The sequence below is a fragment of the Oxalobacter vibrioformis genome (genome assembly GCF_027118995.1).
Classification (GTDB): domain Bacteria; phylum Pseudomonadota; class Gammaproteobacteria; order Burkholderiales; family Burkholderiaceae_D; genus Oxalobacter; species Oxalobacter vibrioformis.
Genome location: NZ_CP098242.1, coordinates 488,217 through 500,667, shown reverse-complemented (window position 1 = coordinate 500,667; position 12,451 = coordinate 488,217). Strand labels below are relative to the sequence as shown.

The 12,451-nt window shown below is 52.4% G+C and carries 5 protein-coding genes; 2 read left to right on the top strand and 3 right to left on the bottom strand.

The genetic code is table 11. The features are described 5' to 3' along the window. Nucleotides 1-89: 89 nt before the first annotated feature. The 3 genes from NB640_RS02520 to NB640_RS02510 form a co-directional block, all read right to left on the bottom strand. Entirely contained in the window at nt 90-1,028 is a 939-nt protein-coding gene (locus NB640_RS02520; protein WP_269309571.1) for a YeiH family protein, read from the bottom strand. 116 nt (nt 1,029-1,144) lie between these two features. Further along, a complete protein-coding gene (locus NB640_RS02515) occupies nt 1,145-9,823 on the bottom strand; it encodes a glycoside hydrolase family 94 protein (protein WP_269309570.1) in 8,679 nt (2,892 codons plus the stop codon). Between the two features lie 76 nt (nt 9,824-9,899). Next, the gene (locus tag NB640_RS02510; RefSeq protein ID WP_269309569.1) at nt 9,900-10,163 is read right to left on the bottom strand and encodes a hypothetical protein; all 264 of its coding nucleotides are present in this window, start codon (nt 10,161-10,163) and stop codon (nt 9,900-9,902) included. A gap of 204 nt (nt 10,164-10,367) precedes the next feature. Here NB640_RS02510 and scpB point away from each other — a divergent pair, with 204 nt between their 5' ends. Continuing rightward, nucleotides 10,368-10,931 (top strand): SMC-Scp complex subunit ScpB, encoded by a 564-nt coding sequence (gene scpB, locus NB640_RS02505; protein WP_269309568.1) that lies wholly within the window; start codon nt 10,368-10,370, stop codon nt 10,929-10,931. A gap of 62 nt (nt 10,932-10,993) precedes the next feature. Then, nucleotides 10,994-12,442 (top strand): pseudouridine synthase, encoded by a 1,449-nt coding sequence (locus NB640_RS02500; RefSeq protein ID WP_269309567.1) that lies wholly within the window; start codon nt 10,994-10,996, stop codon nt 12,440-12,442. Nucleotides 12,443-12,451: the final 9 nt, after the last annotated feature.

The window sequence follows — 12,451 nt, the reverse complement described above, 5'->3', positions numbered from 1 at the left end:
GAACCGCTGATTAATGTGCCTTGTGAACGAATTGCTGCGCGCCGTGTGTCTTGCACCTTATCTCACAAAACGCATTAATCAGCGGTTCCTTATGTCAGCACAACAACGGCAAAACTGGACAGGCTGATGATAATCCAGAGGATTATGCCAAAGATAAAGGCTTTCGGGCCGACTTTTTTCAGGGTTTCAAGAGAGATATCGGTGCCGATGAGAAAGAGTGTCATGGTGAAACCTTTTTTGGCAAGCCCGATGATATTGTCACCGATCATTCCCGGCAAGGGAAAGAAGGTATTGATCAGCATGGCGATGATGAAAAAGAGAATAAACCACGGCTTGTACATCTTTTGGGTTTTTTCCCGGAAAAGCAGTGCGGTGACAATGCAAAGCGGGATAATCCAGAGGGCGCGTGTCAGCTTGATGGTGGTGGCAATTTTGAGGGCGTCTTCTCCATAGGCAGCGCCTGCGCCAACGACGGATGATGTGTCGTGGATGGCAATGGCAGCCCAGGTGCCAAATTCGCTTTGCGAGAGATTGAAAAAATGGCCGATCGACGGAAAGATCAGCAGTGCCACAGCATTCAGGATGAAAACGGTGCCGATGGAAACGGATATTTCACTGTCTTTTGCCCTGACAATAGGGGCAACGGCGGCAATGGCGCTCCCTCCGCAAATAGCCGTACCGGCGGCAACCAGATAAGCGATGATACGGTCCAGCTTCAGCCATTTTCCGATCAACATGCCTGAAAAGAGGACGCCAAAAACCGAGACGATGGTAAAAAGAATGCCATCGCGTCCCGTCTTGAGCGATTCAAACAGATTCATGCCGAAGCCAAGACCGACAATGGAAATCTGGAGGAGATGCCTGGAAACGGTTTTGCTCAGCTGAGGATAGGGATGGGTAAAAAACAAGGCAAAAAACACGCCCAGTAAAAGCGCCATGGCGGTGGTAATAAAGGGAGCCAGGCAGAGGACAAGCAGTACAATGAAGACAACCCGGTTGATAACAGGCGATGCGGAAATCTTGCTCATGTCAGCTACTTTTGTGATGGAACAAGTGACTTATTGTGACAGTTTTGCTTCGGAAAGTCATGCTGCCGGGCGGGAGCTGTTTCAAATAAAAACAGGTCCCGCCGGAAAAACCATCTTTAAGCAGAAAGTAGGCTGCTTCCCGGTTGCTGACTCCCGTTATTTTTTCCGGTTGTAACACGAACCTGATGTTCTTTCTGGTCGTTCACAAGCGGGATGGCTGCGGTTTGCTGTTGGACATCATCAAGATAAACCGCTGTTTCAGAATAAGTATCAGACTGCTCAATGACAATCCGGTAGGTACTCTCGATATGCCGGTACGTGATACTGATCCTGTTCCATTGCGGCGGCAGGCAGGGATCGAAACACAGCCGGCCATTTTCCAGGGTTATGCCGATGAGTGACTCCAGTATGAGGCGATACATCCAGCCGGATGAACCGGTATACCATGTCCAGCCGCCTCTGCCGGTGTGAGGTGAGACCGCGTAGACATCAGCTGCGATGACATAGGGCTCCACCTTGTAAATATCGGCTTCTTCCTGGTTCGTGCTGTGGTTTACCGGGTTTATCAGGGTGAAAAGCTCATACGCCAGCCGGTTGTCATGCAGCCTGGCAAATGCCATGGTTGCCCAGATGGCTGCATGGGTATACTGCCCGCCGTTTTCCCTTACGCCCGGCACATATCCCTTGATATAGCCCGGATTCAGGTCAGACTTGTCAAATGGCGGATCAAGCAGCTGGATCAGCTTTTTGTCGCGCCGAACGAGCCGGGTATTTAAGGAATCCATTGCCTGTTTTGCCCGCTTTTCATCGCCGGCCCCAGACAGAACCGACCAGCTTTGCGAGATGGAGTCGATTTTGCATTCGGCGTTTTGGGCAGAGCCTAAAGGGGTGCCATCGTCAAAATATGCCCGCCGGTACCACTCACCATCCCAGCCATTATCATTCAGGCGTTTTTTGAGGCTTTCGGCTTCCTGCACACATTTTTCGGCAAAATTGCTGTCACCGTGGCTGCCGGCAAGCGCCGCAAAGTCGAGCAGAATACTGTAGAGGAAAAAACCAAGCCAGATGCTTTCGCCTTTGCCGTGTTCTCCGATTTTATCCATGCCATCATTCCAGTCACAGGAACCGATCAGCGGCAGCCCATGTTTCCCGAAGCGCAGGCCATGATTGATGGCACGGACACAATGTTCATAAATCGTGCCGGTTTGCGAGGAGCGGGTCGGCATGTCGTAATAGGAATCCTGCCCCTGGGGTACGGGAGGTCCTTCAAGGAAAGCGGTGACTTCGTCAAGAATCGCCCTGTCGCCGGTTGACCTGATATATCGGCATACCGAAAGCGGAAGCCACAGGTAATCGTCCGAACAGTGTGTCCTTACGCCTCTGTCAGAAGGCGGATGCCACCAGTGCTGCACATCCCCTTCGATAAACTGGTGTTGTGAATGCAGAAGAATCTGGTCCCGAAGCAGTTGCGGCTCGGTGTGGATGGTTGCCATGGCATCCTGCAACTGATCCCGGAAGCCGAAAGCCCCGCCGGACTGATAAAACCCGCTTCTGGCCCAGAGGCGACAGGCAATTGTCTGGTACATGAGCCAGCCATTGGCAAGCATATCCAGCGCCTTGTCAGGTGTTTCCACTTGTACCGCACCGAGCACACGTTCCCAGTGCTTGGTTACCTGCATCAGGATGGCATCAGCCGCATTGTTGCCGCTGAAACGCTGAACCAGTTCGCTGGCATCGGCACTGCGCCTTCCTGCTGTTCCCAGCATGAACTGGATATTCCGTTCTTGCCCGTTTTCCAGCGTGAACGGAACGTGAATGGCGCCGCAGGGGTCGTAACCTGCTCCGACGCGATTGGACAGGTGTGCCCTTGTCATGGCAACAGGATTGGCCAGGGTTCTGTTGCGGCCGATGAATTCAGCGCGGTTGCCGGTAATGGTCCGGCTTGGGCTGGTTGTTGCGAAAAAAGCAATCCGGTCGGCAAATTCCGTGTTGTAGGCATTTCTGGCAAAAATGGCGCCTGTTTTCGGATCAGCTTCGGTGATGACATGCATCTGGTTTTTTTCACGCAACCCGCCCATCACCCATTCCACATAGCCTGTTGCCGAAAGGTGCCGGGTGAATCCGGATTCATTTTTCACTTTCAGGACGGCATACTTGATATTGGCATTCAGTGCCACGTAAACCCAGAGTTCAGAGTGAATGCCATCTTCCGCATGCTCGAATACACTGTATCCGAAACCATGACGGCATCGGTATTCTCCGTTTCCCGAGGCCGGAAGTGGGGTCGGAGACCAGTAATGCCCGGTTTCCTCATCACGCAGATAGAATACTTCTCCGCCGGTATCGCTGACCGGATCATTGCTCCAGGGGGTCAGCCGGAATTCATGCGCGTTATCCTGCCAGGTGTAGGATTGTCCGTTTTCCGATATGACACAGCCGAAATGCGGATTGGCAAGGATGTTGACCCACGGAGCCGGTGTCTGCTTTTCCCTCGAGACAATCATGACATACTCTTTGCCGTCAGGCGTAAATCCACCTATCCCGTTAGAGAGCAGGAGATTGTCATTGCGCATCCGGTTGAAGCTTTTTGGCGTAAAGTTCCTGGTTGGCGCCAGCGGGATAAATTTTCGTCGCTCGGGCCGCTCAGCTGTCTGTATCTGCATCGCCAGCGGGCCATCGGTATCGGAGATAATGAGCCGTGCAACAGATGAGATGAGTATCCGGTCCTCTGCAGATATATGCTCGGCCTGTCTCAGGAAAATACCGCCAGGGCGGTTCATCTCGTTGGCCGGATGGATGGCCGCGATCATGCCCATGATCTGTTCCTGAAGCATTTGACGGTATCCGGCGTTGTCTTCATTCCAGATAATCAGGTCCACCTGCAGCCCCTTCCGATACCAGTAGGCATGAGCCTGAAGCATTTGCCGCACGATATCCAGATTTTCCTGATCACGTATCTGGAGCAGCACGATAGGCAGATCGCCGGAAATGGCATAGCCCCAGAGCCCCTGCTGTCCCCGGTTGTTCTTTATGAGAATGCCGCTTTCTGCCCTGAGCGAGCGATTTGCATACAGGATGGCGCCGGCCAGCCTGGCGTAGAGCTGGGCATCGGATTCATCCGCATTCAACTGGTGCAAAAGCACCTGGCTATGCGTCCAGGCCAGTTCCAGTGCCCGGTCCGACAAATTCATATCGTCATATTTTTCGATCATCCGCATGCAGTTTTCACGGTCATCCGCTATCCCGCAGACATAATCGATTGTTACTGATTCACCAGGAGGCAGCGTCAGCTGGTGACGGATCACGGCAACCGGATCTAAAACAGATCCTTCGCTTTCGGAGAGTGGTTCATAGGAGGTGAGTGCTGCCGGATTCGCGGTGGTATTGCCGCGGCCGATAAATTTCAGCCGGCTGGTTTCGTACGAGATGTCGGTTTGCTCCATTTCATGGGCCACCAGCATATGAAAAGCATACGGTGGCTTTTCCCCGGCAGCGCGAGGCCTTCTTGTGCTGATGACTGCCTTGTGTTCCCGCACGATTTCTGTCTGCACAAAAAGCTTGCTGAAAGCCGGGTGTGCCATGTCCGCATTTCTTGGGGCAATCACAATTTCAGCATAGCAGGTGAATTCAATGCGCCTGTCTTTGGCTGAGTGATTGGTTATCTTGTGACGGCGGATTTCCATGTCTTCTTCCGGACAGACCACCACTTCACTGTAAGCTTCGATATCGTTTTCACGAGAACGGTATTCGGCACGGCCCTCTGAAAAAATCACTTCATAGGCAGTATGCTGTTTTTTAACGGGCTGATAAGTTGTCGACCAGAATTCGCCGGCTTCCCTGTCACGAAGATAAAACCAGGTTCCCCAGTTGTCCTGGACGGCGTCCTCATACCAGCGTGAGACGGCGATATCCTTGAAGCGGCTGTATCCGCCCCCGGCATTGGTCAGCATGACATGGTAGTGGCCATTGGAAAGCAACTGGACTTCCGGCAGTGGCGTATTGGCTGTGCTGTAGATCCTGCTCGGCATTTCTCCCGCAATCGATGCCAGATGAGTCGTGGCATGGCCTGGTGCCAGTTCGAAGTAAGGCACATTTTTAGGCACGCGCTCGTGCAGGAGCGGGATGGTTGCCTGAAACCCGGGTTCTGCCTCAAATCGTTTCTGCATGGGTTTGTCCATCAGCAAGTACAGGAGTGAAAGAAATCCCATACCCTGATGATGTGCCATAAAAGAGCGGATAACGGCCGGTTCTTGTCCTCTGGTCAGTCGGCTTGGAGTAAAGTCAATCGCTTCAAAAAGGCCGAATTTCCCGCTGTAGCCATCCTTTTCAAGGCGGATCAGGTTTTCGCATGCCGCCTGGGGATCAACCATGAGCGCCAGCATGGTGGCATAGGGCGCGATAACCAGATCATCTCCCAGTCCGCGCTTGAGCCCAAGTCCCGGTACCCCGAAAGCACGGTACTGATAATTGAGCCTGGCATCGAATGCGAAATAACCGGATTCGGAAATGCCCCATGGGACACGGCGATCCGTGCCGTATTCGATCTGCTTTTTGACCGCCATGCGATGTGTCTGATCCAGCAGGGTATCCTCATAAACCGGCATGACCAGTTGCGGCATCAGGTATTCAAACATGGAGCCACTCCATGACAGCAAAATGGCGTCCTTGCCGACGACGGTCAGTTTTCTGCCAAGCGCAAACCAGTTGTCCTGCGGAATCTGACCCTGTGCGATGGTCACGAAGCTCGAAAGCCTGGCTTCAGACGCCAGAAGATCATAATAGCTGTTATCGCGTTTCTTATCCGTCACATTGAATCCGATGGTGAGCAGCTTCGTTGTGGGATTGAGCAGGAAACGGAAGTCCATTTGTGCAAATTCATCTGCCTGCTGTGCAAGCACTCGTAACTGGCTGATCCTTGCTGCGGCATTTTTTCCTGCTGCTGAAACACGCTCCGACAGGATGTTAAGGAAGGCTTTTTCCTCATGTTGTGTCTGTTTTTGCGCGCTGATAATTTCCGGAATGAGTGTTTCCGGGTAATGTGCCAGTTCATCGAGCGTGGAAATATGGTTCAGCTTTTCAAAGCGGTCAGGGTTGTTTTGCCAGTAGGGGATTGTTACCCAGGGCATGAGCGTGACGATTTCATCCTGTATCTGGCGGCATTGACTCAACAGGGCATTTCCCCAGAAAGCGGCGGGTGAGTCGATATTATGCGTTGTTTCAGGAATAATCTGTTCAACGGCATGGGTCAATTGTTCAAGATGATGGCAGATTTCATGCAGGGTCTGATGGACGCCCTCAGCAGGTTTTTCCAGCAGCATGCGGATTTTCTCCATACGGGCGCTGTTTTTTTCTGCCGTCTCTGAAAAGAGGGAAAAGGTGTCAAAAATACCGTTTGCCAGGCAGGGGGTGATAACCCGCTGGTGTATCAACCCCAACAGGCCGGATTTCAGGGGCAGCAAATGACCCGCCAGATTGCCGCTGTCAACCGTGGAGATGTACAGCGGATTCTGTATCGTTTTGAGTGTCTGTGTGTCATACCAGTTATAAAAATGACCGCAATACCGGTCCAGTTTCTGCATGGAGGCAAAGGTGTTCTGTGTGCGGCCAATCAACTGGCCGACAGGGATATAACCGAAATCACAGGCAGCCAGATAAGCTAAAAGCGCCATACCGATATTGGTTGGAGAGGTGCGATGTGCAATGACGATTTCTGCTGCATCACCCGGAACTTCCTCAGGAATTGATATCTCTCCTGCCATGCCGTATTGCGGCATCTCCTGCACATTATCCGGCGGTAGCCAGTTGTCTTCAGGCCCGACATAGGCATCAAAGAAAGCCCATATTCTTCGGGCCAGTTTTCGCAGGTACAGCGTCTGCTCTGATGAGAGCGCTTTTTCTTCATGGCGAACCGGCTGGCTGATCCGCCAGGAGATAAGCGGTGAACACAGCCAGAGCAGCAGAAACGGTGCAGCAATAATCAGCGAAACGGGTTTGACCAGGAAAACCGCTATCGCTGTGGCCAGGGAAAAAAACGGTGCAAACCACATCATCTGAAGATAGGCCATGGGGTTTTCACTGTCACTTTTTACCTGTCCTGATGGTATCCATTCCAGCAGGTGCCGATGGGAAACGGTCGTACGCCAGAGCGTTCTGAGGATAGCATCCGTGTGATAACTGGCTTCATGCGGCAGCGCCATGAAGTTCAGAAAGACATTGGAGCAGTGACGGTTTGTCGCTGTCATACAGGCGGAGAGGTGCTGTTTTATATCAATGCCGCGGCGCTTGACAATGAGCTCCATCATGAAAAGCAGCAGCGGGTGCAGAAAAAAGACCGCCAGAAGGCCAAGGGTCCAGGCCCATGCGGGTTTGAGCACTGACCATGCTGCCGCAAAAAGAAAGATCATTGCGGGGGGGACCAAACTGCGGCGCAGATTGTCAAACAGCTTCCAGTGAGAAAGTGCGGAAAGGGGATTGGCGCGCCTTTTCCCTTTTGCTGACGACAGGGCATCCGGAACAAAAGGCAAAAGCCAGTTGATGAGTTGCCAGTCACCCCTGATCCAGCGATGGCGGCGTTTGACATCCGAAATATAATCGGCGGGATATTTCTCATATAACGGGACATCACTCACGAGGCCGGAGCGGGCATAGCATCCTTCCAGCAGGTCATGACTTAACACCCGATTTTGCGGCAGCCTGCCATTTAATGCATAGGAAACCGCATCCACGTCGTAGATGCCCTTGCCGATGAAAGAGCCTTCGCCAAAGAGGTCCTGGTAGACATCGGATACGGTTCGTGTGTAGGGATCAATGCCCGCATCGCCACTGTTGAGTCTTTCATAAATCGACGCGTGGCTGCCAGGCAGGCTGCTGGCAACACGTGGCTGGAGGATGCCATATCCACGGGTAACGACCTGGTCTTTCTCGTCGTATACCGCCCGGTTCAGCGGGTGGGCAAGCGTGGCGATAAACTGGCGGGCTGTATCACGAAAAAGGTGGGTGTCACTGTCGAGTGTGATGACAAAGCGGATACGTTCAACATGGCGGAAGTCCCCGATCCTGACAGAAAATCCGGAACTTCTTCTTCGTAAAAAGGCATTGAGTTCTTCGAGTTTGCCCCTTTTGCGTTCGTAGCCCATCCAGACATTTTCACGGTCATTGAAACGCCTGGGGCGATGCAGGAGCCAGAAAGGCGCCGAATCATCATTTTTGTATTGCCGGTTCAGTTCTTCAATCTTTTCCTTCACATACTGTACCAGTTCATCATCGGTTGCAGCGGACCCGGTATCCGCATCCAGAAAATCGCTCAGCAGGCAGAAGTGCAGTTTTTCATCGCGGTTGCCCAGATAGTGAATTTCCAGCGTTTCACATAATTTGTCGATGTTTTCTTTGTTGATCAGCATACAGGGGATGGCAATCAGTGTTTCACAGCCATCCGGGATTCCTTTGGAAAAATCCATGCGGGGAAGAGGAACGGAGGGAGCTGCCAGCATGGCAATCCAGTTGACCAGTGACACGGCAAGCTGGCTTGAGGCGATGAGTGTGGTAATACCCAGGAGTATCCGAAACCACATCGGAAAGGCAGGAGCTGCCGTCAGTGACAGCATCCCTGCCGTAAATAGAACGGAGAGAACGATAATACTGCCGATGTAGGCAAATACCCGCGAGCCGGTAAACCACCCCATGATCGACTCGCCAAGGGTTTTTCGCATGCCGGTAATTTCTTCGAGCAGGGGAAGTCCTTCTGCTGCAAGATAGTAGCCCACATGAGAAAACCGCGGCTCGGCTTCGTCTCGAGAAGCATTCCTGTGAGCCATTTCAATCGCTTTTTCCGCCACTTCGTTTTCGGTAAAGGGGCTGTGTTTCGCGATTTTTTCGATGAGATGCCGGTAATAGTCCCGCGAGTGAAAATCCATCTCGCTATAGATGCCGGCAGGATCTGTTTTCAATGTTTGTTCAACCGGGCTGACGGATTCAAAAAAAGCATGCCAGTCCATGCTGCCAAGAAGGCGGATACTGGCAATGCTGTTGCTGATGCTGACCTGGTCTGCTGCCTGGCGTTGCGTTTCCAGCACAACAAGCTGTTCAATGGTCATGCCTGTCTCGGACAGCCTTTCCGATATCCAGGCAAGGGGCAGTGTCAGGATGGCTTTCTGGCTTTGCAGACGCCGGGTCATCTCCGCAACAAATGCGCTGACCATGGGAGGGTGAGAGCGTGCCAGATCCGCTACCTGCAGGATCAGGTCTGCGGGATTGTTTTCAGCGGTATCAAGGAATTTCTGCACCCATTCCTCAGCCAGTTCGTGGTGTTTGCGGGAAATGGCTACCCTGACGGCAACGCGTCTCAGATTTTCTATCAATGCCAGGCGCAGCATGATCGGGATGGCCCACAGTTCACCCATGGTCAGCAAAGCGACGCTCTGATAGGCGGAGATAAAAGCGGTTATTTTTCCGGCATCTATGCGGCCGTCACCATGGGAAACAATTTCAAGTGCCAGATCATATACGCGGGGCCTGCCTTCAGAAGGACCCGACGCCAGTTTGGGCAGTTCCTTGCTGTATTGCGAGGGAAGATGGCGTTTGGCTGTCTGGATCTCTTCATCAATCAGATAGTAATTATCCAGTAGCCACTCTGCTGCCGGTGTGATCCGGTTTTCCGATTTAACGGCTGAGGAAAGCAGATTGAAAACCCGATGCAGTACCGTTTCATTTTCCGCCAGCCGTGGCAACAGGCGATCCGGCGTTTTTTTCCTGTCAAGGATATGTTTACCGGCCAGAAATTTGCCGTACTGACCCATTTGAGACGTGCTCAGCAGTTCGGAACGAAGCGGCTCTTCTTCATATTGAAATATTTCCGCCTGGTCATGACCACCTTCATTTTTTTTGAGAAAAAATAGAGGGGAACCGGACAGCTCCCATAGTTTGCTGATGATTTTCAATTGTCAACCTCGTATGGAATGGCAAAGGGGTTTTTACGTGTCCCATACCTTCGCAATAAACGGCTTTCTGCTGTTTATTGAAGATCAAGGCAGCAGGCAAAAAGGGCTGTTTTTTGAAGAATGTTTTTCCTGGAGCAAAAAAATGAAAAACATTTTTTGTCTGAAAGTGGATTTTTTTACGATGGTTTTGCACAATCATGTGCAATTCTGCCGAAATCGTTGTAGAATCAGCACGCCGGATGGCCTGATCAAACAGCTGTCTTCCTGAGTACCGGCAGGTTCGGCACCATTTTCTCCGGCACACATTATCCTTAATGACAGATTGGAATCGCTCGCAAGTTCTTATATTTGCAGCGGGCAGGTCCGGGAGCCGGACTGATTTTCCAGAAATTTTTTAAGACATATGACAGAGGAAAAGAAAATCCTCGAGACGGCGTTATTGTGCGCGCAGGAATCTTTATCCATGCAGGATATGAAAAACCTGCTCGAAAATACCGAGAATGAAATCAATGAGCCCTGGCTGGCCAGAATCCGGCAGCTCTTAGAAGAGCTGCAAAGCGACTGGTCTGAAAAAGGGCTTGAACTGGTTCAGGTTGCCAACGGATGGCGTTTCCAGAGCCGGCCGGAGATGAAGCCGTGGCTGGAACGACTGACCAGGGAAAGGCAGCCGCGCTACAGCCGCGCCACGCTTGAAATACTGGCAATTATTGCCTATAACCAGCCGGTGACGCGAGGGGATATCGAACAGATTCGCGGGGTCATGGTAAATCCCAATGCCATTCGCATGCTGGAGGAACGCGGCTGGATCGAAGTGATCGGTCATCGTGAAACACCAGGCAGGCCAGCACTTTTTGCTACGACAACCCAGTTTTTAAGCGATCTGGGACTGACTTCACTGGAGCAGTTGCCGCCACTTCTCCAATCCATGCAGGATGATGCAGCGGATGAACTGAATATTGAAATTTAAGAACACACATCCTGCCAAGAACAGGATATCGAGACCACAAAGAAAACGGATACCGATCTGAAATGATGAGTACGAACGAAACCAATAAAGCAGAATCTCCTGTTACAGAGGATGAAACAGCGTCCCAGACTGAGAAAAAACCCAGAGCGAAACGGACACCCCGGAAAAAAGCAGCCTCTCAGGAAGCGATAGATGTTGTGCCGCAGCCAAAGGGTAATGACGCGCAGGACAATTCAGCAGTGTCTGGTGGAGACAGCCTCTCTGCAGAAGCGGTACCCGCCGCTGATATGCCCCGGGAAAACCGCGGAAAGAACAGAAACAAGAATCGTAAATCCGGTAAATCATCCCGGAAAGCAGAAGGTGGAAAAGCGGCTTCAGATGATCCGGAACGTGTCTTCATGTATGTCACATCAGCTGCTTATGATGAGGAAGGCGCATCGGATGCCGTGTCATCCGACGGAAAGAAAGACAGGAAAAAAAGCACTCGCAGGGAATTGACGTCGGAAGACGATGCGCCCAAGCTGCACAAGGTCCTCGCGGAAGCTGGGCTGGGTTCCCGGCGCGATATGGAAGACCTGATTATTTCAGGCAGGGTTTCTGTTAATGGTGAACCGGCACATATCGGGCAACGCATTCTCGAAACCGATCAGGTGCGAATCAATGGCAAGCTGCTTCAGCGTAGGACCAGCAAGCGGCCGCCCCGTGTCCTGCTTTATCACAAGCCCGCCGGTGAAATTGTGAGCCGTGATGATCCGGAAAAGCGGCCATCGGTTTTTGACAGGCTGCCAGCGGTAAAAAACGGGAAATGGCTGGCTGTTGGCCGTCTGGACTTCAATACTGAGGGGTTATTGCTGTTTACCACTTCCGGTGATCTTGCCAATCGCCTGATGCATCCACGGTATAACATTGAGCGGGAATATGCGGTCAGGACGCTGGGCGAGCTGGAAGAAGGCATGCGCCAGAAGCTCTTGTCCGGTGTCGAGATGGAAGATGGTGTGGGCCAGTTTTCCCGTGTTGCCGATGGCGGTGGCGATGGCGTGAATAAATGGTATCGCGTGGTCATTGGTGAGGGACGCAATCGTGAGGTTCGCCGCATGTTTGAGGCGGTTGGCCTGACGGTTTCCCGTCTGATCCGCACGCGTTATGGTGCACTGAGCCTGCCCCAGACCTTGAAGCGCGGCCGGTGGGACGAAATGGAAGAAAACGCGGTGCGTGACCTGCTGCGTTTATCCGGCCTGGAAAAGAAAGACGACAAAAAGTCTGATAAGCCCGGGCAGGCCAATCAGCGCAGGAAGAGTGGCGGTGGTTACGCGACCTTGCCGGAATTCGGCAAACCGGGTGAATGGCAACCAGGCAAAAACAGCAAGGGACAGGGTAAGCAGCAGCGCAGCCGCCAGCCTGATCCTCTGCAGACGACTTTTGGTTATGCCGGTGCAGACAATCGTTATTCCGGTGCGGGACAAAGAAGCGGCAATCGGGCCCAGCCGGGACAGCGCCGCCGCAGAGGCTGATAACGCGGC

Coding starts and splice junctions, on each gene's coding strand:
- NB640_RS02520 (WP_269309571.1), bottom strand. CDS start 1,028: ATGAGCAAGATTTCCGCATCGCCTGTTATCAACCGGGTTGTCTTCATT.
- NB640_RS02515 (WP_269309570.1), bottom strand. CDS start 9,823: ATGGGTCAGTACGGCAAATTTCTGGCCGGTAAACATATCCTTGACAGG.
- NB640_RS02510 (WP_269309569.1), bottom strand. CDS start 10,163: ATGATTGTGCAAAACCATCGTAAAAAAATCCACTTTCAGACAAAAAAT.
- scpB (WP_269309568.1), top strand. CDS start 10,368: ATGACAGAGGAAAAGAAAATCCTCGAGACGGCGTTATTGTGCGCGCAG.
- NB640_RS02500 (WP_269309567.1), top strand. CDS start 10,994: ATGATGAGTACGAACGAAACCAATAAAGCAGAATCTCCTGTTACAGAG.